Source organism: Rhizobium leguminosarum, assembly GCF_004123835.1.
GTDB lineage: Bacteria > Pseudomonadota > Alphaproteobacteria > Rhizobiales > Rhizobiaceae > Rhizobium > Rhizobium leguminosarum_M.
Map to the genome: position 1 here is coordinate 57,657 of NZ_MZMU01000024.1, position 25,997 is coordinate 83,653.

Genomic DNA, 25,997 nt, shown 5'->3' on the forward strand with positions numbered 1-25,997 from the left:
GGTTTTCTCACCTAAGCTCGGATTGGCAACGCAGTTGCGGCAGGAGACAACCACAGGGAAAGATCCATACGCATCGGTCAGGCCGATTGCGATGTGTCGCCGGTGCTAAGGCCAAGCGCAGAGCGGATGATCTTGAACGGGCAAAGGGAGGTTGTTGCAGCGTCTTGCGGGAGCAAGACCGATCGCTGTCAGAGCCTCCGGTGGAGGCCCTGAACTACGGTTCGAACCGCGCGATCATCGAAAAATCAGGCGACGTGTCTTGCGAGCGCGCAACGCGACCAGAGCGAATGCAGCGCCTCGACCAGATGGGCGATATCGGCGTCGGAATGCAGCGGCGTTGGCGTGATGCGCAGACGCTCGGTCTTCTTCGGCACTGTGGGATAGTTGATCGGCTGGACATAGACGCCGCAATTGTCGAGCAGCAGATCGGAGATCCACTTGCACTTGGCCGCATCGCCGACCAACACCGGCACGATATGGCTCGGATTGGGCATATGGGGAATGCCGCGCTGGTCGAGCAGCGCTCTCAGCTTGCGGACACGATCCTGATGGCGGGCGCGTTCGAACTGGCTGACCTTCAGGTGCTGGATCGAGGCGACGGCGCCGGCGGCAAGCGCCGGCGGCAGCGCCGTGGTGAAGATGAAGCCGGAGGCAAACGAGCGGATGAAATCGCAAAGTGCCGTGGAAGCGGCGATATAGCCGCCCATCACCCCGAAAGCCTTGCCGAGCGTGCCCTCGATCACCGTCAGCCGGTCCATCAGCCCTTCGCGCTCGGCGATGCCGCCGCCGCGCGGGCCATACATGCCGACGCCATGCACTTCATCGAGATAGGTCATCGCGCCATATTTGTCGGCGAGATCGCAAATCTCCTTGATCGGAGCGATATCGCCATCCATCGAATAAACACTCTCGAAGGCGATCAGCTTCGGCGCCTTCGGATCGGCGGCCTTGAGCTTGGCTTCGAGATCGGCGACGTCATTGTGCTTCCAGATCACCTTTTCGCACTTGGCATAGCGGATGCCTTCGATCATCGAGGCATGGTTCAGCGCGTCGGAGAAGATAATGAGGCCGGGGATCTTGGCGCCGAGCGTGCCAAGCGCCGCCCAGTTGGAGACATAGCCCGACGTAAAGATCAGCGCTGCTTCCTTGCCGTGCAGATCGGCGAGCTCACGCTCGAGCATGACGTGATGGTGGTTGGTGCCAGAAATATTCCGGGTGCCTCCCGCACCCGCGCCACAGTGGTCGATGGCGTTCTTCATTGCCTCGATCACCTTCGGATGCTGGCCCATGCCGAGATAGTCGTTGGAGCACCAGACCGTGACTTCCTTTTGGCCATCCGCGGTGTAACGCGTCGCGCGGGGAAAATTGCCGCGGTGACGCTCGAGATCGGCAAAAACGCGGTAACGGCCCTCGGTATGAAGCCCGTCCAGTTCGTTTTTGAAAAACGCTTCGAAATCCATCATATGCTCCAGTATCGCGCGGATGTTCTTGATGACTGGACGTCCGCGCGTCAATGCTTACCCTTTGCTTTAACATCAACTGCGGCAAAAGGCCCAGATTTTTGAATGATTCCAGATAAAAAATATGCCAGCCGCGATCATTCAAATTGATCCGGCAGAAAGCAGCGAAGTTTGCGGGCCGTGCAAAAGGCTACAACAGCCGTATCGCAAAAAAATCAGCGCAGCGGTGGACAACCCTTTCTTCCGACATAGTTTTCGGTCTAGCCTGACAAAAAATAAAAAGGGACGGCCTTTGCCCGCTGGGCAACAACCTCGGAGAGAAAAGATGAAGAAAGCTGTCATACTCGCATTGATCGGCCTGTCGATCGCAAGCTGCACGCCGACGCAGCAGGGCGCCGGCATCGGCGCTGCATCAGGTGCCGTTATCGGTGGCGCAGTCACCGGCAATGTTCGCGGCGCGGCAGTCGGCGCTGCTATCGGCGGCGTGTCCGGCGCCCTCATCGGCAGCGTCGCCGAGCAGCCCGGCCAGTGCTACTATCGCGACCGCTACGGCCGCCGCTACATCGATAGTTGCCCGCGCTGAGAGCACTCTAAACCGGCAAATTCAGGAAATCCCGGACACAGGTCCGGGATTTTTTGTGCTAAATTAGCGCGTTGGCAATTTAAAATGGTACACCCCGCGCGATTTTGTCGCTAAGCTGTTCATGGCTGGGCAACGAAGCTTCAATGTAGACATAACCAAAAGCGGCGGATGCGGATCAGAGGGACAGGCCCGAAAACAGGTAATGCGTATCGGCGAACAGGCACCATGATGGTGGTCGCAGCGGCAGCTGCGTTCTCACCGGTGCTGATCGGCGACGCTTACGCCTTCAAGCTTTTCGGCATCACCATTTTCGGCAAAGAGGAAGACGAAGGCGAACAGGTGCCCGATCCGGTGCGCTACCAGGTCGACCTCAAAGCCGATACCGCCGATCCCGACCTGAAAGAAGCGCTGGAAAACAGTTCCCGTCTCGTCAGCGACCAGAAGCTGCCGGTTTCCGGCGATCTTGGCATCGTCGTCAAGGCGCGCGACGACCGGGAACGGCTGATCGCCACTCTGTATGAAAAGGCCCGTTATGGCGGCCTGGTGACGATCACCATCGACGGCAAGAATATTGACGACTTGCCGCCCAATCCGACATTCGACCGGTCCGGGCCGATCCCCGTCACTGTCGCCATTGCTCCCGGCCCCGTTTTCAAGGTCAGGGAGGTCCAGTTCGGCGGCGATGCCGCAAACCATAATCCCGCTGATTACGATCTCGCCCCGGGCGCGCAGGCCGGCTCGCTCGCCATCATCAGAGCCGGCGACAAGATCGTCGAACAATTGAAGAGCGAAGGCCGACCCTTCGCCAAGTTGACCGAACGCAAGGTCGTCGCCGATCATAACAGCGATACCGTCGATATCGTCCTTGCTGCCGAGGGAGGCCCCATCGCTCCGATCGGCGATGTCGGCGTCACCGGCGAGAAGACTGTCAAGCCAGCTTTCATCCAGCGTTATTCCCGGCTGAACAAGGGCGAAGCCTATTCCCCGGAAACGCTGAAGAAAGCCGGCGAGCGCCTTCGCGCCCTCGGTGTCTTTTCGAGCGTCACCATTCACCAAGGAGACGCATTGGCATCGGACGGCACCTTGCCGATGACGATCGAGGTTTCCGAGGGCAAGAGGCGCTACTTCGGCGTCGGCGCGCAATATTCCACCACCGACGGCTTCGGTGTTCAGGGCTATTGGGGCCACCGCAACCTTTTTGGCGAAGCCGAAACGCTGAGGATCGAGGGAGCGGTCTCGCGGCTTGGCGAAACGACTGATGTCGGCAGCCTCGACTATTCCGCCGGCATCCTCTTCACCAAACCCGGCGCCTTCTTTCCCGCCGCCACGCTGAAGGCCGGCATCGTCGCCAAGACCGAAAATCCGGATGCCTATAACGCCACGCTCGTCACCGCCTCGCTCGGCCTTTCCTACGAACTGACCGACCAGGACACCGTCTCGGCGAGCGGCGAGGTCAGCTGGGAGCGCGACGACGACGCCTTCGGCACGAACGACTATCTGACCTTCACCTTGCCGATCCAATATGATCGCGACGCACGTGACGACAAGTTCAACCCGACGGAGGGTTATCGCGCGACGCTCTCGGCTAAGCCCGGCTACGAGATCTTCAACGCCACGCCCTATGCAGCATTCGAGGGCTCGATCTCCGGCTATCTGCCGTTCGGACAGGAAGACGGCGTGGTGCTTGCCGGCAAGGTTGCCGCCGGCGTCCTGATCGGCGGCGATAGCATTGGGGATATTCCCGCCACGCAGCGCTTCTTTGCCGGCGGCGGCGGCTCCGTGCGCGGATACAGCTATCAGGAAATCTCGCCCTATAACGACGATGGCGATCCCACCGGCGGCCGTTCCTATGTGACCGGTTCGCTGGAGGCCCGCATCAAGATCACCGATACGATCGGCATCGTGCCCTTCATCGATGTCGGCACCGTATCGGACAGCACCTTTCCGGGTTTTTCCGATATCCGCGCCGGCGCCGGCGCCGGAATACGATATGCAACGCCTTTCGGCCCGCTGCGGCTTGATTTTGCCATGCCGCTGAACAAGTACGAAGATGGCACAGATTACGGAATCTACGCCGGTATCGGCCAATCCTTCTAGGATTGCCGATTCCGCTCGTGTTTTCCGATCTGTGGGCCGTCATGAAAACGGGGTAGTGTCCGCGCCGATGCAAACGCTGACAAAAATCGTCAACTGGATCGTACGGCTCACCGGCTATGTCGTCGGCGCCACCTTTATTCTCGCGGTCGTGGCACTGGCGATCTTCGGCTTCACCAGTTTTGGCGCCCGCATCGTCACCGAAAAGATAGCCTCCACGCTGTCCAATCGCGACATGACGATCGAGGTTCGCGAACCGCAAGGCCTTTTGACCGGCGGGCTTCGCGCCGCCGAGATCTCCATTTCCGACACCAGGGGCGTCTTTGCGGAAATTCACGGCGTCGCGATCGACTGGAATCCGCTTGCGCTGCTGACCGGAACCTTGCATGCCAAACGCTTCGAGATCGAAGCGATCAACGTGCTGCGCAAGCCGGTGCGCACCCTGCCCTCACGGCCCGAGGCCGAAAATTCCGGCGGATTCAGCCTTCCGATCAAGGTCGATATAGACCGCGTCGCGCTGCCCGATATCAAACTTGCCGCACCGCTTGCCGGCCGCGCCTTTGCGCTCGCCGCCGAAGGCAGCCTTTCGGCGAACGGCGATGGCGGCGAGGCCGTCGTCAATGTCAGCCGTCACGCGGTTCCGGATGCGCGGCTTGCCGCCGATATCGCTTTTGCGCCAGCCGAAAACCGGCTGCGGCTGAAGGCACAGCTGTCCGAGCCGAAGGGCGGACTGCTGGCAGGCTTTCTCGGCCTGCCGGACAGCCCGGCCGTCAACATCGATCTCGATGGCCAGGGGCCGATATCCGATTGGAAAGGCAAATTGCAGGCTGCCCTCGACGGGCAGCAGCGCGCCGCAATCGAAGCCCGGCATCAGATTACGGAAGACGGGCTGCACCACCTCGACCTCAAGGGTGGCGGTGACCTGGGCTCCCTGCTTCCATCGGCATTCCGGCCGCTTTTTGCCGGCCAGACCAATATCGATCTTGCCACCACCTTCGACAATCACGGCAAGATCGATATCCAGACCGGCAATATCGCCACCGGCAGCGTCGTAATCGCCGCCTCGGGCACCCTCGATCCGGCCGGCAACAACAGCCTGAACGCCAATCTGCTCGGCACGTCGGGGCCTGTCGATTTCCGCTGGCCGCTCGCCGAAGGCGAAGCGCGCTTCCTTATATCAGGCCTCAACCTGGCACTAACAGGCGATGCGCAAGCCGCCCGACTGAACGTCAGCGGCTCGCTCGACACCGCAACCCTGCCGCAGGCCGATATCGGCAACGTCAAGCTGACGGCCAAGAGCGACGCCTTCAATCTCGCCGCCCGTTCCGGCAGCGTCCAGCTGCGCCTTGTTGCCGGCGACGCGACCTTTGCCGAGCCGAACCTCAATCGTGCGGTCCAAGGCCCGATCACCATCGCCTCGCCGCTGCAGATCTCGCCCAGTGGTATCGGCTTCAACGGCACCACCGTCGAGAGCGCCAATATCAACGGCGGCCTCAACGGCTCCTATCGGCTGACGGACCAGGCCCTGACCGGCAACCTCAAGCTCACCATCGAGCCGGCAGCCCTGCCGGCTGCGGCAACAGACAGGTTCGACGGGCCGATCTCGCTCGAGAGCCAGGTGGTCGGCACCATCCCGTCAAAATTCGCGCTATCCAACCTCGTCCTGAAGTCCGGCACGCTCGAAGCCGCCGGCAACGTCGCGCTCGACGGCGGGATGTTGAACGCCGATCTCTCCGGCCGGCTGCCTGATATCGGCAAGCTCATCCCCGGCGCCAGCGGTGGGGCGGGCTATGCATTGAGAGTGGGAGGTGAACTCCCGGCAATTTCCGTGACGGCCAATCTCAAGGCGCCCAGCCTTGAAATGGCCGACCGCGTGCTCGGCAACCTCAATATCGACCTGTCGGGTCTCGCCGATCCCAAGGCCCCGCAGGGCAGGATCGCCGCCACCGGCACGATCGACGGCCAGCCGATCGGCATCAACGGGGACATCCGCTCGCAGGACGGCAAGACGAGCATTCCGGCGTTGACCGCCGATATCGGCGGCAACCGGCTGACCGGCAACGTTGAATTCTCGCCCTCCCTGGAGCCGACAGGCGCACTGACCTTCGATTTCCCCAATGTCGGCCTGCTCGCCGCACTCGGCGGACAGAAGGCCGAAGGCGATCTCAAGGGGTCGCTCGGCGTCAGCAGCGACAGCGGCAGGATTGCGCTCAAGCTGCTTGCGACCGGCGGCGCGATCCGCCGTGATACGCTTGCCATCGTCAAGCCGGATATCGATGTCACGGTCAGCGATCTCAAAGCCCTTGCGGCAAACGGCACGGTCAAGGCCGAGGAGGTGAGTGCCGGAACGAACAGGCTCGCCGGCCTTTCGCTTAGGTTTACCAAGCAGCAAGACCATACCGATTTCGATCTCGACGCTGCCTATGACGGCAATCCCGTGCTGGCCACCGGCAATATCGAAGCGGCGGGCGGCACGATGCACCTGAACCTTGATCGCTTCTCGGCAAGCCCCCGCAATATCCCGATCGAGCTTGCCGCACCGACGCAGGTCGCCATCGGCGGCGGTGCCGCCAGCCTGAACGCACTGATGCTGAAAACCGGTACCGGCTCGGTGACCGTTACCGGTTCTGCCGGCGAAACGCTGAAGATCGATGCAGACATCCGCGAGCTGCCGGCAGCGCTCGCCAACGGTTTCGTGCCGAACCTGTCAGCCGGCGGCACGATCTCCGGAACGATTGCCGTGACGGGAACGCCGGCAGCACCGGTCGCCGACTTCAAGCTCGACTGGAAGGATGCGACGACCGGCCAGACCAAGGGGGCGGGCCTGGCACCGCTCGGCATCACCGCCGGCGGCAAATTCGCCGATAACAAGCTCGATTTCGACACGACGGTCGGCAGCAATGACGGCCTCTCGCTCAAGGCCGCCGGCAATGTCGCGCTCGCCGACCCGAAGGCACCGGTGCTGGATGTCAACGCCGATATCCTCAACTTGCCTGCCCGTATCGCCAATGGTTTCGTTCCCGATCTCGCTGCCGAAGGCACGATTACAGGAAAAGTGGCGGCCTCCGGCTCCCTCGCTGCACCCACTGCCAATTTCGATCTCGATTGGAAGAATGCCGCGACGAGCCAGACGAAACGCGCCGGCCTTACGAATCTTGGCCTGAAGGCATCCGGAAAATTCACCGACAACAAGCTCGATTTCGATACAGTGATCGGCGGCGCCAACAGCCTCTCGCTGAAAGCAAACGGCAATGTCGCCATCACCGGCACGACGATCGGCAACGTCAAGGTCGACGCCGCGCTGGCAAATGTCCCCGCAAGCATCGCAAACAGCTTCGTCGCCGATCTCGCCGCCGAAGGGACGATCTCAGGAAGGGTAGCGGCCTCCGGCTCGCTCGCTGCTCCCACTGCCAATTTCGATCTCAATTGGAAAAACGCTGCGACGAGCCAGACGAAACGCGCCGGCCTTGCGAATCTTGGCCTGAAGGCATCCGGAAAATTCACCGACAACAAGCTCGATTTCGATACAGTGATCGGCGGCGCCAACGGCGTCTCGCTGAAGGCTAACGGCAATATCGCCGTCACCGGCACGACGGTCGGCAACGTCAAGGTCGACGCCGCGCTGGCAAATATCCCTGCAAATATCGCAAACAGCTTCGTCCCCGATCTCGCCGCCGACGGCGCGATCTCTGGAACGGTCTCGGCCAGCGGCTCTCTTTCCGCCCCGACCGCCAATTTCGATCTCAATTGGAAAGATGCTGCGACGAGCCACACCAAACGTGCCGGCCTTGCCGCGCTCGGCGTGACCGCATCGGGAAAATTTGCCGACAACAAGCTTGATTTCAATGCGGCAGTCAGCGGCGATAAAGACCTCTCGCTGAATGCCACGGGCAATGTCGCATTGGCCGGTACGGCGATCGACAGCATCAAGGTCGATGCCGAGATCGCCAAGCTCCCGGCCAGTCTCGCAAATGCCTTCGTTCCCGATCTGGCGGCCGGCGGCACGATTTCCGGCACCCTGTCCGCCGCCGGGACACCCGCCGCACCGAAAACCGACTTCAAGCTCGACTGGATGGATGCTGCGACCAGCCAGACCAGAAGCGCTCGCCTCTCGGGCCTCACACTTGCCGCATCGGGACGCTTCGCTGATAACCGGCTCGATTTCGATGCCAATCTCGCCGGCCAGGACGGCCTCTCGCTGAAGGCCGCCGGCAATGTTGCGATTTCAGGCACGTCGGTCCGCAACCTCGACGTCAAGGCCGATCTCGCCAACCTTCCGGCAGGCCTCGCCAACGGCTTCGTCCCGGGTCTTGCCGCCGAAGGCACCGTCTCGGGAACGGCATCCGCTTCCGGCGCGCTTCCGAAGCCGGCGGTCGATTTCAAGCTCGACTGGAAGAACGCTGCGACCGCCCAGACCAAGAGCAGCGGCCTTTCGGGCCTGAGTGCTGCAGCTTCCGGCAAGTTCGCCAATGACAGGGTCGATTTCGACGCCAATCTCGCCGGCAAGGACGGCGTGTTGGCCAAGGCGACGGGCGGCGTCACGATCGCGGGAACGGCCATCCGGGACCTTTCGATCAATGCCGATATTCCGGCGCTGCCGGCAAATATCGCAAATGCCTTCGTTCCCGGTCTCGGTGCCGAAGGCACGCTTTCGGCAAGCGCCGTGACGTCGGGAACGCCGGCAAATCCGATCGTCGATTTCAAGCTCAACTGGAAAGATGCCGCGACCAACCACACCAAGGCTGCCGGCCTGTCCCGCCTTGCGCTGGCGGCGACGGGAAAATACGCCGGTGACAGCCTGGATTTCGACGCCAACCTTACTGGCGGCGGCGGCATCGCGCTGAAAGCTGCCGGCAATCTTGCCATCGCCGGTACGTCGATCCGCTCGGTCGACGTCACGGCGAACGCCACCAATGTTCCGGCCGGCATCGCCAACGGCTTCGTTCCCGGTCTTGCCGCTGAGGGTGCGGTCTCAGCGACCGCAAAGGCCACCGGCGCGCTATCGGCGCCCTCCGTCGACTTCAAGGTCGACTGGAAGAACGCGGCGACGAGCCAGACAAAAGGTGCCGGCCTTTCGCCGTTCACCATCGGCGCATCGGGCAAACTTGCCGGAAACAGGCTGACAGTCGACACCAGCCTTGCCGGTGACGCCGGCATGTCGCTGAAGGGCGGCGGCAGCGTGGTGATTTCAGGCAATCGCGCCATGGACATGCGCTTCACAGGCAATCTTCCTTTCGCTGTGCTCGGCGCCCCGCTTGCGCAACAGGGCTTCGTCGCCGACGGCGTCGCCACCGTCAACCTGCAGATCGGCGGGACGGCCGCAGCACCCGTCATCAACGGCACGGTCTCGACCAATGGCGCCAAGCTCGTCGACGTCCGGCGCAATATGGCCGTCAACAATCTGACGGCGACCGTGACCTTCAATGGCAGCCAGGCCGTGATATCGCGCCTCAGCGGCAACCTTGGCGGCGGCGGCACGATTTCCGCCAGCGGCACCATCGGCATCCAGCCGGCGGGCGGTTTTCCCGCCGATATTTCGATCAAGCTCGACAAGGCGGTCTATGTCGATGGAACCCTTGTCGTCTCGACCGTCAATGGCACGGTCGGCCTGCGGGGGCCGATCATGAATGCGACGCTGAGCGGCAAGCTTCGGCTGGACAAGACCTCGATCACGGTCCCGGAAAAATTGCCGACCTCGCTGAGAGAAATCGACATCCGGCACAAGAATGCGCCGCGGGCGGTCATTGCGCAGCTACGCGATGACGGCGAGCGGAAACCCGGCGAGAAATCCTCCGTGATCACGCTGGATCTCGAAATCGACGCGCCCTCGCATATCTTCGTGCGCGGCCGCGGCATCGATGCCGAGCTTGGCGGCTTGGTGACGATCCGCGGAACGGCGGCTGCACCCATCGTGACCGGCGGTTTCACCATGCGCCGCGGCCGCATGACCATTCTCAACCGCCGTCTGGATTTCTCCGACAAGAGCAGGATCACCTTTGTCGGTGATCTGACGCCGGCGCTCGATATGGAAGCGACCTCGGCCTCCGGCTCGACGACGCTGACCGTCGACGTCGCGGGCCTCGCCACCGACCCGGCGATCACCTTTTCCTCCTCACCCCAGTTGCCACAGGACGAGGTGCTGGCGCAGCTGATCTTCGGCCAGTCGATGTCGAAGCTCTCGCCGGTGCAGATCGCCCAGCTCGCCGACGCCGTCAGTCAGCTGGCCGGCAACCGCTCCACCTCGCTTTTCGAAGGCCTGCGCAACCAGCTCGGCGTCGACGATTTCGACGTCAGCACCGATTCCAAGGGCCAGACGAGCGTCAGCGTCGGCCGCTATCTCAATGACCGCACCTATTTCGAATTGCAGCAGGGCGGTTCGGCCGGCGCCAAGGCGGTGATCAACCTCGATGTCGGCCGCGGCGTCAAGCTGCGCGGAGGGGCCGGTGGCAACGGTGAGGGCGAAGCCGGCATTGTCTACGAACGGGAATACTGATGCATCTCGCCCGAAGCTGTGCAGCAGTTTGAGGACAGCATGCACAAGCTTTAAGCCGGCTTAGAAACCGGTCTTGCTGGTCTTGAGAAGGATGTTGGTCTCGGTCGAATTGATGCCGTTGATCAGCCGGATGCGGCGCAGTGTCTCGTCGAAGGCGGCAAGGTCGCGATCCTCGAGCTCGGCGACGAAATCCCATTTGCCGTTGGTGCTGTGCAGCGCGCGCACCTGCGGCAGGCCCCGCAGCTGATCGGCCACCCTGTCGGCGAGCTTGCCGAGCACCTCGATCATGACGATGGCGCGCACGCCGGCGGAGCGCGTCTCATGACCGGTGCGGATGGTGAAGCCGACGATCGTGCCGCTGGCGACCAGCCGGTCGATCCGGGCAGCGACCGTCGCCCGTGATGCGCCGGTCATCGCCGCAAGCGAAGAGACGGAAATCCGGGCGTTATGGCGAAGCGCACTCAGAAGTTCGGTGTCGAGATCATCCACGCTGATCACTTTGTCAAAATAGGTTTATCAATCTGCGCAATCATAGTCAATTTCTGACACTTTTCCATCTTTTTGCCGCCAGGCCTTTATCCCACTATCGGCCGAAACAGGCCTCAACACGGAGCCCTCCACATGAATGCCCAATCGCGATCTGTCACCCTCATCGGCGCGCCGCTGGAAGAAGGCTCCGGCCGCAGAGGCGCTGCCATGGGCCCCGCAGCCCTGCGCATTGCCGGCGTCGACCAGACGCTGATCGAGCTTGGCCATGACGTCGCCGATCTCGGCGATCTGCGCATCGTGCCGGCGATGGATCTGCCGAACCATCCGAAAGCCCACAATCTGAGGATCGTCGGCGCCTTCACGCGCGCCCTCGAAAGCAGCGTCCACGACGTCGCCGCCTCCGGCCGTTTTCCGCTGATTCTTGGCGGCGACCACAGCCTTTCCATGGGCAGCGTCTCCGGCATGGCCCGTTATGCCGCCAGCAAAGACCGCCCGCTCTTCGTGCTCTGGCTCGACGCCCATGCCGATTTCAATTCCCCGGCCACCTCGCCCTCCGGCAATATTCACGGCATGCCGGTCGCCTTCTTCTGCGGCGAGGCGGAGTTCGCCGAGATCCTGCCGAAGGACCGCCCCTTCGTCGATCCGAAGAATGTCTTCCAAGTGGGCATCCGTTCGGTCGATGCGCGCGAGCGCGAGGAAATCCACGAACACGGCGTCAACGTCTTCGACATGCGCGCGATCGACGAGCAGGGCATCGGCGCCATCATGCGTGAGATCCTCGATGTCGTTACCAAGGCGAACGGCCTGCTGCATGTGAGCCTCGACCTCGATTTCCTCGATCCCGAGATTGCCCCCGGCGTCGGCACGACGGTGCCTGGCGGCGCAACCTTTCGCGAGGCCCATCTGGTGATGGAGATGCTTTCGGACAGCGGCCTCGTCTCGTCGCTCGATCTCGTCGAGCTCAATCCCTTTCTCGACGATCGCGGCAAGAGCGCCCGCATCCTGGTGGAGCTGACGGCAAGCCTGTTCGGCCGCCGCATCTTCGATCGCCCGACACGCGCCGCATAAGAGCATGTCGAGCAAAAGTGTGCAGCGGTTTTGCGAAAACGACATGTGTTGAAACAAGATTAGTGGGAGAACGGCCATGAACACTTCGGAAAAACTGATCGCCACGGAACAACGGCTCGGCGCCCATAATTACAAGCCGCTCGACGTGGTGCTGACGCGTGGCGAAGGTGTTTATGTCTGGGATACCGACGGCAACCGTTATCTCGATTGCCTCTCGGCCTATTCCGCCGTCAACCAAGGCCATTGTCATCCGAAGATTCTCGCCGCCATGGTCGAGCAGGCGGGCAGGCTGACACTCACCTCCCGCGCCTTCCGCAATGATCAGCTCGCCTATCTCTACGAAGAGCTCGCCGCTCTCACCGGATCGCACAAGATCCTGCCGATGAATTCCGGTGCCGAAGCGGTGGAGACCGCCATCAAGGCGGTGCGCAAATGGGGCTACGAGGTCAAGGGCGTACCGGAGGGCAAGGCGGAGATCATCGTCTGCGCCGATAATTTCCATGGCCGGACGCTGAGCATCATCAGTTTCTCGACAGATCCTGACGCCCGCAGCGGTTTCGGCCCCTACACATCAGGTTTCCGCATCATTCCCTTCGGCGATGCCGAGGCTTTCGCCGCCGCAATCAACGCCAATACCGTGGCCGCCCTGATCGAGCCGATCCAGGGCGAAGCCGGCGTCATCATCCCGCCAGCGGGTTATTTCACCCGCATCCGCGAGCTTTGCACGGCAAACAACGTCATCCTCATCCTCGACGAGATCCAGACCGGCCTCGGCCGTACCGGCAAGCTGCTGGCCGAGGAACACGAAGGCATCGAGGCCGACGTGACGCTGATCGGCAAGGCGCTGTCCGGCGGTTTCTATCCGGTGTCGGCCGTGCTTTCGAATTCCGAAGTTCTGGGCGTGCTGAAGCCCGGCCAGCACGGCTCGACCTTCGGCGGCAATCCGCTCGCCTGCGCAGTGGCGCGCGCAGCACTCAAGGTGCTGACGGAAGAGGGCATGATCGAGAACGCCGCTGTTATGGGCGACTACTTCCTCGAAGGCCTCAGGTCGATCCGCTCGAATATCGTCAGGGACGTGCGCGGCCGCGGCCTGATGATGGCCATCGAGCTGGAACCCGAAGCCGGCGGCGCACGGCAATATTGCCATGCGCTGAAGGAGCGCGGCCTTCTCGCCAAGGACACCCACGACCACACGATTCGCCTCGCTCCGCCGCTGGTCATATCAAGAGAGCAGGTCGATTGGGCGGTCTCGCAGATCGAAAAGACGATAAGCTGAGTAAATCGGCGAAATTCTTCTTTAGAATCCCGACTGCAGCGCCACACGTCTTTTTAGACGCGCAAAGGACGCTGTAGCACTTTGAATTGCTGCAAAAATATCGGCTGGAGGAGATCGGCAGCAAACTGCCTCGCCTTCATCCGAAGCTTAAAAACCTTCTCAATCTCGTCTTTCAATTTAGATTTGGGCAACACTCTTTCGCTAAAGTCATCGATAACCGTAACGATGCTTCGCCGAGCGCAAAGCCATCGCGTGGTATGAAGGCAAAGCTTGTCCGCGCCAATGGTGGCGCATCCGCTTCTGCCCTGGCTTACGATAGTTGGGAAGAATTCTAATGGCCACGATCAATTCGACTAACTTCAGCGGCGATACGCTCGAAATTATTGCCTTCCGACTGCATGACCAGGAATTTTGCGTCAAGACCACGACCATCCGCGAAATCCGCGGCTGGGCGCCGTCGACGCCGATCCCGCATGCACCGGCCGATGTCATCGGTGTCATGAACCTGCGCGGCTCGGTGATCCCGATCATCGATCTTGCTTTCAAGCTCGGCATGAAGAGCACGGTCGCCAATGAGCGCAGCGCCATCGTCGTCGCCGAGGTTCACAGCATGGTCATCGGTATGCTCGTCGACCGCGTCTCGGATATTCTCACCATCTCGTCCAGCCAGGTCCAGCCGGTGCCTGAAGTGACCGCCTCCTTCGACCGCGCCTATTGCGAAGGCATCATCGCCTCGGAGAATGGCATGATCTGCTTCCTGAACCTCGCCAAGATGTTCAAGGAAAACGAGACGGATGAACTGGCCGCCTGATCCGGTCGATACAATTCGGATATTCGAAAACCGCCCGGCAACGGGCGGTTTTTTATTGCGGAACAAGCAGCAGGCTGCGGGAAAACGACAGCCTCACTGGATTGGTTGTGCCGCCGCGAGGCGGCACTTTTGCTTATCCGAACAGCGCGAAGGTTGCCCTCAGCGTCACCCAGACACCCCAGAGCAGCGGAATGCCGACGACGGCCCAGGCAAGCATCGCCTTGGCGTCCAGCCCGCCTGTGCCGATGCCGAAGGAACCCGTCGGGCCGGCATTGACCGCCGCCGACTTCGCCTGCAGCGCGGCGACCTGGTCATCGGACATGAACCACTTGTCCGAAAGCGGCCTGATCAGCGCATTGGCGATGAGCCCCAGTGCCAGCATGCCGGCGAGGATATACATGGTGCCGGTATAGAGGGTTGGCCCGGGCGCAACGCCGGCGGCGATCTGCGCTTCGCGGATATAGTTGACGACGACGGGCCCGACGATGCCGGCCGTTGCCCAGGCCGTCAGCAGCCGGCCGTGGATGGCGCCGACGAACTGCGTGCCGAAAATATCGGCAAGATAGGCCGGGATCGTCGCGAAGCCGCCGCCGTACATCGACAGGATGATGCCGAAGGAGAGAACGAACAGCGCCTTGTTGCCCATGCCCGCGAAAGTGGGTGCCAGCGCATAAAGCACGATGCCGAGGAGGAAGAAGCAATAATAAGTATTCTTGCGGCCGATCTTGTCAGACAGCGACGCCCAGAAGAACCGCCCGCCGATATTGAAGAGCGACAGCAGGCCGGCAAAACCGGCAGCGATCGTGGCGATCAATGCCTTCTGGCCGGCGTCGAGCTGGGCGAAGCCGACATCCGGCAGGCCGATCAGCGAGCCGGCGAAGATTTCCTGCAGCATTGGCGAGGCCATGCCGATAACGCCGATACCGGCCGAAACGTTGAGGCAAAGCACCGCCCAGATCAGCCAGAACTGTTTGGTCCTGTGGGCATCGCGCAGGTGCACATGTTTGGTGGTGATCATCGTGCTCTTGGCTGCAGGCGGCGTCCAACCCTCGGGACGCCAGCCGGCCGGCGGAATGCGATAGCCGAAGGCGCCGCCCATCATGAAGACGAAATAGATCACCGCCATGACGATGAAGGTCTGCCAGACGCCGACCGAACTGTCGGTCTTGAAGGTATTCATCAGCAGGTTGGCCAATGGGGCGCCGATCATCGCACCGCCGCCGAAGCCCATGATCGCCATACCGGTCGCCATGCCGCGCCGGTCGGGAAACCACTTGATCAGCGTCGAGACCGGCGAGATGTAACCGAGGCCGAGACCGATGCCGCCGATGACGCCGGCACCCAGCCACATCATCCAGAGCTGATGGGTGATGACGCCGATCGCGGCGAGGATGATGCCGCCGCACCAGCAGCAGGCAGAAACGACGCCCGCCTTGCGCGGACCGGCCCGCTCGAGCCAGCCGCCCCAGATGGCGGCGGACGAACCAAGCAGAACGAAGAACAACGTATAGATCCAGCCGAGGTCGGCAACGCGCCAGTCGCAGGTCGTGGTGAACAGCGCCGAGGCGAGTGTCAGATCGGGGCAGGCCGTCGAGGCCGTGATCCCGAGCGACTTGGAAAGCGGCAGCCAGAACACGCTGAAACCATAGGCCATGCCGATGCAGAGATGGATGGCGAGCGCTGCCGGCGGCACCAGCCACCGATTGAACCCGGGCCTTGCGACGATCCTTTCCCGATCGAGCAGGCCTAGGCCCGCCAACGCCCCGTCTGTACGTGTTTCCGCTGCAGTCATGAAAACTCCTCCTTGATTCAAATCTGGTTTGATTTCAGCTTTTACTGCCACCGGCACATGCGTAGGCAGGTTGCTCCTGCTTCCTCTCCTGCATGGACCGATCCTGGTTTCTGGGACTTAAGTATTGAAATAAAGACCTAAAGCGCGAGGAACGCGCTTTAGTGTGTTACCGGCTCCGGCTTTCGGATAAGAGGAACGGCCTGAAGCACGAGCGCGTCCAGGCCGTTCTCCTCATTCTCCAGAATTTCGAACAATTGCCGCCGCATGCGCGGGTCCCAGAATTTGTTGATATGGGTGGCGACCCCCTGGGCGGCCTCGCTTTCCGGCTGGCTCTTGAAGAAGGTGGCGATCTGGTTTGCCATATAGACGAGCTTGGTCTTGGTATCATGCGACATCGGCAATGCTTCCGGGCGAGATGCGGTGCGGGTGGGTGAAAATCTCGAAATCCTCGCCACGCACCAGCGCGACGAGCGTCATGCCGGCTTCTTCGGCCGTGCGGATAGCGAGAGCCGTTGGCGCCGAAATGGCGATGAGCACCGGGCTGCCGAGGATCGCTGCCTTCTGCACCATTTCGACGGAGAGCCGGCTGGTGACGACAACGGCACCGTCCCCGCCTCTTTCACTAGCGCCGATAACGGCGCCGCAGAGCTTGTCCAGCGCATTGTGCCGGCCGACATCTTCGCGCACGGCAATCAACCCCCTGCCGGGAAGATAGAACCCGGCGCCATGCACCGCCCGCGTCTCACGGTGCAGCGGCTGCGCCTCGTTCAGAAGCGAAACGGCGCGAACGATATCCGCATGCGACAGCGCCAGCGGCGATGTCGAGACATCCGGCACCGGCCGTACCGCCTGTTCGATCGATTCGATGCCGCAGAGCCCGCAGCCGACCGGTCCCGCCATGCTGCGGCGTCGTGCCCGCAGCCGATCGGCGACGTCGTCGACCAGGCTCACCTGCACATCGATCCCTTGCTCGCCCTCGACGACCTCGATGCCCGATATCTCCGCCGGCCCGGTGATGATCCCTTCGGTCAGGCTGAAGCCGACGGCAAAATCCTCGAGATCATCAGGCGTCGCCATCATCACCGCATGCGAGCTGCCGCCATAGGAAAAGGCGATCGGCACCTCTTCCGGCACGATGCGCGAACCGGTGTGCATAATGCCGTTGCGGCGGGCGGTTTCGGGGGCATGGGCGGTGGCGGTGAAGGTCATGATGCGCGTTCCTGTTTACAGAGCCGCCCTCGCATCGTCACTCCGCAGCCTCGAGCTTGCCGGCGATGCGGCGCGATTGCCGCGCCTGCTCGTCATATTCGAGTTGCCATTCGCTCGGCCCGTTGGAGGGCGAGACCTGCACCGCCGTCACCTTATATTCCGGGCAGTTCGTCGCCCAGTCGGAGAAATCGGTGGTGATGACGTTCGCCTGCGTCGTTGGATGATGGAAGGTCGTATAGACGACACCCGGCGCGACGCGATCGGTGATCAGCGCCCTCAGCGTCGTGTCGCCGGAGCGGCTGCCGAGCTTCACCCAGTCGCCGTCGCGAACGCCACGCTGCTCGGCATCGTGCGGATGGATTTCCAGCCGGTCCTCCGCATGCCAGGCGACATTCTCCGTCCGCCGCGTCTGTGCCCCGACATTGTACTGGCTGAGGATGCGGCCGGTGGTGAGAAGCAGCGGGAAGCGCGGACCGGTACGCTCGTCGGTCGCCACATATTCGGTGCGGATGAACTTGCCCTTGCCGCGCACGAAGCCGTTGACATGCATGATCGGCGAGCCGAGCGGGTTCTTCTCGTTGCAGGGCCACTGCACCGAGCCCATTTTTTCGAGATAGTCGTAGGAGACCATCGCGAAGCTCGGGGTCGTCGCGGCGATCTCGTCCATGATCTCCGACGGATGGCTGTAATTCCAGTCGAGCCCCATCGCCTGGGCAAGCTTCTGCGTCACTTCCCAGTCGCCATAGCCGTTGCGCGGCGACATCACTTTACGCACGCGATTGATGCGTCGCTCCGCATTGGTGAAGGTGCCGTCCTTCTCGAGGAAGGTCGAGCCCGGCAGGAAGACATGGGCGTAATTGGCGGTCTCGTTGAGGAACAGGTCCTGCACGACGACGCATTCCATCGCCGCAAGCCCGGCCGCGACATGTTTGGTATCGGGATCGGACTGGAGGATGTCTTCGCCCTGGATGTAGATGCCTTTGAAGGTGCCGTCGACTGCCGCATCCAGCATGTTCGGAATACGCAGGCCCGGCTCGTTGTTGAGCTTCACGCCCCAGAGCTTTTCGAAGATATCGCGCGTCGCATCGTCGGAAATGTGTCGGTAGCCCGGCAATTCATGCGGAAAGGAACCCATGTCGCAGGAGCCCTGCACATTGTTCTGGCCGCGCAGCGGGTTCACGCCGACGCCGGGACGGCCGATATTGCCGGTCGCCATCGCCAGGTTGGCGATCGCGATCACCGTGGTCGAGCCCTGGCTGTGTTCGGTAACGCCGAGGCCATAGTAGATCGCGCCATTGCCGCCCTTGGCATAGAGCCGCGCCGCGCCGCGCAGATCCGCCGCCGGCACGCCGGTGAAGATCTCGGTCTCTTCGGGACTGTGCTGCGGTTCGGCGACGAAGGCCGCCCAATCCTCAAACTCCGACCAGTCGCAGCGCTCGCGGATGAACGCCTCGTCAAAAAGCCCTTCGGCGACGATCACATGCGCCAGCGCCGTCATGACCGCGACATTGGTGCCGGGCTTCAGCGGCAGGTGATAGGAGGCCTCGATATGCGGCGAGCGGACGATATCGGTGCGGCGCGGATCGATGACGATGAGCTTGGCCCCTTGGCGCAGCCGCTTCTTCAGCCGCGAGCCGAACACCGGATGTCCGTCGGTCGGATTGGCGCCGATGACGATGACGACGTCGGAATGCTCGACGCTGTCGAAATCCTGCGTGCCCGCCGACGTGCCGAAGGTCTGGCCGAGGCCGTAACCCGTCGGTGAATGGCAGACACGGGCGCAGGTATCGACATTGTTGTTGCCGAAACCGGCGCGGATCAGCTTCTGCACCAGATACGTTTCCTCATTGGTGCAGCGCGACGAGGTGATGCCGCCAATCGCCTCGCGGCCGTATTGATACTGGATGCGGCGGAACTCCAGCGCCACATGCGCGAAGGCCTCATCCCAGCTCACTTCCCGCCAGGGATCGCTGACTTTTTCGCGGATCATCGGATTGAGGATGCGGTCCTTGTGGGTGGAGTAGCCATAGGCGAAGCGGCCCTTGACGCAGGAATGGCCGCGATTGGCCTGACCGTCCTTCCACGGCACCATGCGCACCAGTTCCTCGCCGCGCATTTCCGCCTTGAAAGAACAGCCGACGCCGCAATAGGCGCAGGTCGTCACGGCCGAATGCTCCGGCTGGCCGATCTGGATTACCGACTTCTCCGTCAGCGTTGCCGTCGGGCAGGCCTGGACACAGGCGCCGCAGGAGACGCATTCGGATTCGATGAAGTTCTCGTGCATGCCGGGCGAAACCCGCGAACCGAAACCGCGCCCCTCGATCGTCAGCGCGAAGGTTCCCTGCACTTCTTCGCAGGCGCGCACGCAGCGCGAACAGACGATGCATTTGGAGGGATCATAGGTGAAATAGGGATTGGACTCGTCCTTCGGCATCCATTTCAGATTGATGTCGCCATTGCTGCGCGCCTTGACGTGGTTGTCACCCTCATAGCCGTAGCGCACATCGCGCAGGCCGACGGCGCCCGCCATGTCCTGCAATTCGCAATCGCCGTTGGCCGCGCAGGTGAGACAGTCGAGCGGATGGTCGGAGATATAGAGTTCCATCACGCCGCGGCGGATATCCTTCAATCGCCCCGTCTGCGTGTGCACCACCATGTTTGCCGCCACCGGCGTCGTGCAGGAGGAGGGCGTGCCGTTGCGGCCATCGATCTCGACGAGGCAGAGCCGGCAGGAGCCGAAAGCATCGACCATATCGGTGGCACAGAGCTTCGGCACCTTGATGCCGGCCTCCATCGAGGCGCGCATGATCGAGGTGCCCTCCGGCACGCTGATCTGCTGTCCGTCGATGGTGAGCGTCACCATGGCCTCGGATTTCGAAGCGGGGGTGCCGTAGTCGATTTCATGGATGAGAGACATGATTGGTCTCCTTGCTTGAGATGGTGAGGTCAGCGCAGGCGTTCCATGAAAAACGCGTCATTCCGCCGCCTCCACAAGAGGTGCCGGCGAAAAATCCTCCGGGAAATGCGTCATGGCGCTCATGACAGGATAGGGCGTGAACCCACCCAGCGCACAGAGCGAGCCGAATTTCATCGTGTTGCAGAGATCGGCAAGCAGCACCCGGTTCTTCTCCGGCTCGATCCCGTGAGCGATCTTGTCGGCCGTCTCCACGCCGCGCGTCGAGCCGATGCGGCAGGGCGTGCACTTGCCGCAGCTTTCGACGGCACAGAATTCCATCGCGAAACGCGCCTGCTTCAGCATATCGGCCGTGTCGTCGAAGACGACGATGCCGGCATGGCCGATCAGCCCGTCCTTGGCAGCGAAGGATTCGTAGTCGAAGGGTGTGTCGAACAGCGCCCGCGGGAAATAGGCGCCGAGCGGTCCGCCGACCTGAACGGCCTTGACCGGCCGTCCCGTCACTGTACCGCCACCGATCCTGTCGACGATATCTCCGAGCGAAAGACCGAAGGCCGTTTCATAGAGGCCGCCATATCTGACATTGCCGGCAATCTGCAGCGGGATGGTGCCACGTGAGCGGCCCATGCCGAAATCGCGATAGAAGGCCGCACCCTTTTCCATGATGACGGGCACTGAAGCCAGCGAGATCACATTGTTGATGACGGTCGGACAGTTAAACAGCCCCTTATGCGCCGGCAGCGGCGGCTTGGCACGCACGACGCCGCGCTTGCCCTCGAGACTGTTCAGCAGCGCCGTCTCCTCGCCGCAGACATAAGCGCCGGCGCCGATGCGCACCTCGATATCGAAGGCGCGGCCGGATCCGAGCACCGATAGTCCGAGAATGCCGGCCTGGCGCGCGAGGCCGACGGCCTCGGTCATCACCGCGATCGCATGCGGATATTCCGAACGCGTATAGACGAAACCCTTGGTCGCCCCGGTGGCGAGCCCTGATATCGCCATGCCTTCGATCAACACGAAGGGATCGCCCTCCATGATCATCCGGTCGGCGAAGGTGCCGCTGTCGCCCTCATCGGCATTGCAGACGATATATTTGCGTTCGCCGACGGCATCGAGAACGGTCTTCCACTTGATGCCTGTGGGAAAGCCGGCGCCGCCGCGTCCGCGCAGGCCGGAATCGGTGACTTCCTTGACGATATCGGCTGATGTCATCGAAACGGCGCGGCGAAGGCCGGCAAGACCGCCATGCGCCTCGTAATCGCCAAGCGAAAGTGGATCGGTGACGCCGCAGCGGGCGAAGGTCAGGCGGGTCTGTTCCTTGAGGAACGGGAGGTCTTCAACCTCCCCGAGACAGAGCCGATGCTCGCCTCCATCAATCATCCCGGCATCGAACAGATCAGGCACATCCTCTGACTTCACCGGTCCATAGCCGATGCGCTTGCCGGCAACCTCGACCTCGACCAGCGGCTCCAGCCAGAACATTCCGCGCGAGCCGTTGCGCACGATCTCGGCATCGAAGCCGCGGGCGGCGATCTCCTGGGCAATCGCCTTTGCCACCTTTTCGGCCCCGAGCGCCAGCGCTGCGGCATCGCGCGGAACATATATCCTGACCGTCATCGGCGTGCCTCCGCGACGAGTTCCGCCGCCATCCGATCGTCGACCCGGCCATAGACCTCGCCGTCGAGCATCGCCGCCGGCGCGCAGGCGCAGAGCCCGAGACAGTAGACTGGCTCCAGCGTCACGCTGCCATCGAGCGTCGTCTGATGAAAATCGATGCCGAGCAGCGCCTTGACGCGTTCGGCCAGCGCATCGCCGCCCATCGACTGACAGGCTTCGGCGCGACAGAGCTTCAGCACGTGCCTGCCGGCGGGATGGTCGCGATAGTCGTGATAGAAGGTCACCACGCCATGCACCTCCGCGCGCGAGAGGTTCAATTCCTCCGCGATAACGGGCATGGCTTCCTGCGGCACATAGCCGAATTCTTGTTGAACCTCGTTCAAAATGGGAAGCAGCGGTCCTTCGAGAAAGCGAAGATCGGCGACGATGGCTCGGGTGCGCGCTGCAATATCGCCTTCGGCGATATGAATGGTCATAAGGCAGCCCTCCCAGCGGCTTGCTCGTTGCGAAATAGCGGGCCTCCCCAGCCGAGTGCTATTCCGTAACCACCATTTCAGGGAAGCAGCCGGCGATCAATAAAGCTATCTCGTTGCTTGATAGGTTTTCTCTATCAAAGTTCTTCATCTTGCACGAGCACTCTCGCTTCATGCAGCAAGGCCGACACAAGCGGCGTGAAGGGCTCGCGATAAGGCGCAACAAGGCCGACCAGATGATGCGCCTCCGGCTCGACGATCGGGATCATGCGGATTTCCACTGGAAATCCGAAGGATTTTGCAACGTTGCGCGGCATGATGCTCGCCCAGCGTCCGGTCCTGACATGCGAGAACAACACGATCATCGAGTTGGATTCGAGCGTCGGATGTGCCGTGGCGCCTGCTTCCATCAAGTGCCGGTTGATGATCCGACGGTTCTGCATGTCGGCAGTCAATAGACAAAGCCGAAGATCGCCGATCTCCCGCCAGGTCACGTTGTCGCGATCGGATAACGGGCTGCCGGCAGCCGTGATCAGATTATAGCGCTCGGCATAAAGGGGAACGGTGGTGACGCGGCCGAGCGGTTCGTTTTCGAGATAGGTGATACCGGCATCGATTTCGAGGTTTTCGAGCATGCTCAGCACCTGCAGCGAATTCCGCGAGACGATCGAAAACGTCACGCCGGGATGCCTCTCCTGAAACGGTGTGGTGATGCGCGAAAGCATGGCGAGCGCGGTCGGAATAGCGGCGAGGCGGATGTGGCCGGAAAGACCGCGGCGCGCGGCGCGCATCTCTTCGCGCATGGTGCGGGCATCGCCGACGATGCGCCGGGCCCATTCGAGCACACGCTGCCCCTCGGGCGTCAGCCCCTGGAACCGTGAACCGCGCTGCACCAGCATGACGCCGAGCTGATCCTCGAGCTGCCGGATGGCCGCCGAAAGCGTCGGCTGCGAAATCCCGCACTCCTCCGCAGCGCGGCCAAAATGCTTTTCATTGGCAAGGGCGATGAAGAATTCCAGCTTGTCGATCATCCGGTCTCCCGATCCGGCGTGACATCATCCGGGTCAGTTCATCTTTGACGCAGCAGCCGTGCTGCGCAAGGGCGATCGCTAGATCAGGATGATTTTAGGCCCGATCGGCCTAAAATCTGAATCCTGATCTAAATCAAAGAAATAGAGCATGATGTCGTCCGATAAACCGCGCACACTTTTCGGCATCATGCTCTAACTGTTTTCTGCAGCCGGAAAAAGATCGAACAGCGATTCGAGGAAGGCAAGCACGCTGACATTGCCGATGCTGTAATAGACCAGCCTGCCCTGACGGCGCGTATGGACCAGGCCTTCGAGCCTTAACCGCGCCAGTTGCTGCGAGACCATTGCCTGCTGTATGCCGAGGATATTTTCGATTTCACTCACCGTCCGCTCCTCGTTCGCCAGTATGCAGAGGATCAGAAGCCGGGTCTGGTGCGCTAGCGCTTTCAGCAGGTCGCTCGCTTCATGGGCTTTTCCAGCGAGTGTGTGCAATTCGTGGCCGGTCATCCCCGGCTTGGGTTTGGGCAACGGCATTCGGTATCTCGGAAGGACGGCAATGAGGTAGATCAGCACAATAGCATATTCGCAGAAGCGAATTGGTCAAAATGAAGAAATGCCAAAAAAGGTCCAAGTAAATCAGCAGATAAGCTGACCGCCATTGATCTCGATCACCTGTCCGGTGATGTAACCCGAGAGGGCAGGAGCGGCCAGGAACAGATAGGCGGGAGCACAATCCTCCGCCGTGCCGAGCCGCTGCAGGGGGATGGATTTTCTTGTCTGCTCCAGCTTTTCGCGGGAGGAATAGCGCTCATGGAAATCCGTCTCGATCGTTCCTGGCGACACGCAATTGACGCGGATTCCGTCCGGTGCCAGCTCACGGGCAAGCGCCTTGGAATAGGTCGCAACGAAGGCTTTCGAGGCCGAATAGATCGAGGAACCGGGGCTGCCGCCGGTCAGCGCCGAAATCGAAACCGTGTTGACGATGGCAGCGCCTTCAGCCGCCTTCAATGCCGGCAACAGCGCCCGGGTCAGCGCCACGACCGATGTCTGGTTGAGCCGCACGATCGCCTCATATTCTGCGTCAGTGAGCGTGGCAGCGGGAAAACGGCCAAGCATGGTGCCGGCATTGTTGACGAGCACATCGACCTTATCGAAGAAGGCGAGAGCATCCTCGGCAAATTTCGCTGCCCCACCGATTGCGGAGAAATCGGCATTAAGCAGCAGCGCCCGTCTTTCGGATTCAGCCGTCAGCAGGAAATCCGGCAGGTCGCGTCCCGGCTTGCGCCCGGTATGGACGATCACCTTCGCGCCGCAGTCCAGGAACTGCCGGGCCACTTCAAGGCCGATGCCGCGGCCGGCGCCAGTCACCACGACATTGCGATTTTCGAACAGTCTGGGATGGAACACGAAGCCGTCCTCCTCGCGGACAGTGCCGCCGGTTGCGTCATTCGCCCTTAACATATGAGCGTGCCGACCGAAAGGAAGGCGCGCATCGATCTTTCTGGGAAGACGTCACCTTCCAACGAAGACTAGCCTTCGGCTTCGAGAAGCCGCGCACCCGGCCCTTCCTTGCCGAGCCGGTCGCAGGGATTGCGCAACGGACAGCTTTCGATCGACAGGCAGCCGCAGCCGATGCAGCCGGTCAAACGGTCGCGCAGCAGGCTAAGCCGCCTGATTCGCGCGTCGAGATTATCCTTCCACAGCGCCGACAGCGTCTGCCAATCGGCGACGGTCGGCGTGCGCCCCTGCGGCAGGGACTCGAACGCCGCCTGGATTTCCGAAAGCGGAATGCCGACGCGCTGCGCCACCTTGATGATGCCGAGCCGGCGAAGCACGTCGCGTCCGTAGCGGCGCTGGTTGCCGCGGGAGCGAATGCTCGAGATCAGCCCTTTGGTTTCGTAAAAATGCAGCGCCGAGACGGCAAGGCCGCTGCGTTCCGCCACGTCGCCGACTGTCAGGAGCTTGCCGAGCGGCGTTGCGGGAATCGTATTCATCGCCTCTTGACCTCAAGATTAGTTGAGGTTTTATAAGCCTTGCTCCAGCAATCGTAAAGCCCAATCGCGAGAAGGAGCGACGCATGAAAACATCCATCAGGCTGGCGGTGATCTACGGAAGCACGAGAAAGGGCCGCATCTGCGACCGGGTGGTCAAATGGCTGACGCACGAACTCGTCCGCTTCCCGCAATTCGATATCGACATCATCGATCCGCTGGATTTTGCGCTGCCGGCCGACCGTGACATGGCGCACCCCGAAATCGACAGGCTCGCCGGGCGGCTCGGCATGGCCGACGCCTTCATCATCGTCACGCCGGAATACAATCACAGCTTCACCGCCGCGTTGAAATCGACCATCGATCTGTTTTTCGAGCCCTGGCAGGGCAAGCCGGTCGCCTTTGTTTCCTATGGCGGCATTTCCGGTGGCCTGCGCGCCGTCGAACAGTTGCGACTGGTCTTTGCCGAACTCCACGCCGTCACCATCCGCGATTCGGTCAGCTTTTCCGCGCCATGGAGCCGCTTCGACGTCGCCGGACGGCTTCACGATCCGAGCGACGCTCTGCACACGCTCGACCGGATGATGGCGCGGCTGGAATGGTGGACGCGGGCGCTCATTGCCGCGCGCGGCGATCATCCCTACGCCGATATCGCCGCTTGAGACGAAGGGCTCCGGTTCCGTTCCCGGCAGGTAC

At 61.9% G+C, this 25,997-nt stretch carries 19 protein-coding genes; 7 read left to right on the forward strand and 12 right to left on the reverse strand.

What is annotated here, in order from left to right; translation table 11 throughout:
- Positions 1–245 precede the first annotated feature (245 nt).
- On the reverse strand, positions 246–1,460 hold the full coding sequence (gene hemA / locus B5P46_RS29975) for a 5-aminolevulinate synthase (RefSeq protein ID WP_129422200.1): 1,215 nt from the start codon (positions 1,458–1,460) through the stop codon (positions 246–248).
- A gap of 325 nt (positions 1,461–1,785) precedes the next feature.
- On the opposite strand from hemA, the gene B5P46_RS29980 reads away from it, so the two are divergent.
- The 3 genes from B5P46_RS29980 (at position 1,786) to B5P46_RS29990 (ending at position 10,630) form a co-directional block, all read left to right on the forward strand.
- A complete protein-coding gene (locus B5P46_RS29980) occupies positions 1,786–2,043 on the forward strand; it encodes a YMGG-like glycine zipper-containing protein (RefSeq protein WP_129421914.1) in 258 nt (85 codons plus the stop codon).
- Positions 2,044–2,211: 168 nt separating this feature from the next.
- The gene (locus B5P46_RS29985) at positions 2,212–4,140 is read left to right on the forward strand and encodes an autotransporter assembly complex protein TamA (protein ID WP_206735429.1); all 1,929 of its coding nucleotides are present in this window, start codon (positions 2,212–2,214) and stop codon (positions 4,138–4,140) included.
- A gap of 67 nt (positions 4,141–4,207) precedes the next feature.
- On the forward strand, positions 4,208–10,630 hold the full coding sequence (locus tag B5P46_RS29990) for a translocation/assembly module TamB domain-containing protein (protein ID WP_129421915.1): 6,423 nt from the start codon (positions 4,208–4,210) through the stop codon (positions 10,628–10,630).
- Between the two features lie 60 nt (positions 10,631–10,690).
- Here the strand turns inward: B5P46_RS29990 and B5P46_RS29995 are convergent, their stop codons facing one another.
- A complete protein-coding gene (locus B5P46_RS29995) occupies positions 10,691–11,128 on the reverse strand; it encodes an Lrp/AsnC family transcriptional regulator (protein ID WP_171376692.1) in 438 nt (145 codons plus the stop codon).
- A 123-nt stretch (positions 11,129–11,251) separates the two neighbouring features.
- Here B5P46_RS29995 and rocF point away from each other — a divergent pair, with 123 nt between their 5' ends.
- The 3 genes from rocF (at position 11,252) to B5P46_RS30015 (ending at position 14,274) form a co-directional block, all read left to right on the forward strand.
- The gene (gene rocF, locus B5P46_RS30000) at positions 11,252–12,187 is read left to right on the forward strand and encodes an arginase (RefSeq protein ID WP_129421916.1); all 936 of its coding nucleotides are present in this window, start codon (positions 11,252–11,254) and stop codon (positions 12,185–12,187) included.
- 76 nt (positions 12,188–12,263) lie between these two features.
- A complete protein-coding gene (gene rocD / locus B5P46_RS30005) occupies positions 12,264–13,463 on the forward strand; it encodes an ornithine--oxo-acid transaminase (RefSeq protein WP_129421917.1) in 1,200 nt (399 codons plus the stop codon).
- 334 nt (positions 13,464–13,797) lie between these two features.
- A complete protein-coding gene (locus B5P46_RS30015; protein ID WP_003543427.1) occupies positions 13,798–14,274 on the forward strand; it encodes a chemotaxis protein CheW in 477 nt (158 codons plus the stop codon).
- A gap of 133 nt (positions 14,275–14,407) precedes the next feature.
- On the opposite strand, the gene B5P46_RS30020 is transcribed toward B5P46_RS30015, so the two are convergent.
- From B5P46_RS30020 to soxR, 10 genes are all read right to left on the reverse strand, one after another.
- Positions 14,408–16,066: an OFA family MFS transporter gene (locus B5P46_RS30020; RefSeq protein ID WP_129421918.1), complete on the reverse strand. Its 1,659-nt coding sequence runs from the start codon at positions 16,064–16,066 to the stop codon at positions 14,408–14,410.
- Between the two features lie 158 nt (positions 16,067–16,224).
- Positions 16,225–16,461: a formate dehydrogenase subunit delta gene (locus B5P46_RS30025; RefSeq protein WP_018448151.1), complete on the reverse strand. Its 237-nt coding sequence runs from the start codon at positions 16,459–16,461 to the stop codon at positions 16,225–16,227.
- Positions 16,451–17,275 (reverse strand): formate dehydrogenase accessory sulfurtransferase FdhD, encoded by an 825-nt coding sequence (gene fdhD / locus B5P46_RS30030; RefSeq protein WP_129421919.1) that lies wholly within the window; start codon positions 17,273–17,275, stop codon positions 16,451–16,453. The genes B5P46_RS30025 and fdhD overlap by 11 nt, the downstream gene beginning before the upstream one ends.
- Positions 17,276–17,312: 37 nt before the next feature.
- Entirely contained in the window at positions 17,313–20,192 is a 2,880-nt protein-coding gene (gene fdhF / locus B5P46_RS30035; protein ID WP_129421920.1) for a formate dehydrogenase subunit alpha, read from the reverse strand.
- 57 nt (positions 20,193–20,249) lie between these two features.
- A complete protein-coding gene (locus B5P46_RS30040; protein WP_129421921.1) occupies positions 20,250–21,806 on the reverse strand; it encodes a formate dehydrogenase beta subunit in 1,557 nt (518 codons plus the stop codon).
- Positions 21,803–22,282, reverse strand: coding sequence for a formate dehydrogenase subunit gamma (locus B5P46_RS30045; protein WP_129421922.1), 480 nt, complete (start codon positions 22,280–22,282; stop codon positions 21,803–21,805). Before B5P46_RS30045 ends, B5P46_RS30040 begins: the two co-directional genes overlap by 4 nt.
- Before the next feature lie 134 nt (positions 22,283–22,416).
- A complete protein-coding gene (locus tag B5P46_RS30050) occupies positions 22,417–23,310 on the reverse strand; it encodes a LysR family transcriptional regulator (RefSeq protein ID WP_129421923.1) in 894 nt (297 codons plus the stop codon).
- A 192-nt stretch (positions 23,311–23,502) separates the two neighbouring features.
- Positions 23,503–23,844, reverse strand: coding sequence for an ArsR/SmtB family transcription factor (locus B5P46_RS30055; RefSeq protein WP_129421924.1), 342 nt, complete (start codon positions 23,842–23,844; stop codon positions 23,503–23,505).
- A 102-nt stretch (positions 23,845–23,946) separates the two neighbouring features.
- Positions 23,947–24,717, reverse strand: coding sequence for an SDR family NAD(P)-dependent oxidoreductase (locus tag B5P46_RS30060; RefSeq protein ID WP_129421925.1), 771 nt, complete (start codon positions 24,715–24,717; stop codon positions 23,947–23,949).
- Between the two features lie 122 nt (positions 24,718–24,839).
- Entirely contained in the window at positions 24,840–25,304 is a 465-nt protein-coding gene (soxR, locus tag B5P46_RS30065; RefSeq protein WP_129421926.1) for a redox-sensitive transcriptional activator SoxR, read from the reverse strand.
- A gap of 83 nt (positions 25,305–25,387) precedes the next feature.
- On the opposite strand from soxR, the gene B5P46_RS30070 reads away from it, so the two are divergent.
- Positions 25,388–25,963 (forward strand): NADPH-dependent FMN reductase, encoded by a 576-nt coding sequence (locus B5P46_RS30070; protein WP_129421927.1) that lies wholly within the window; start codon positions 25,388–25,390, stop codon positions 25,961–25,963.
- Positions 25,964–25,997 lie beyond the last annotated feature (34 nt).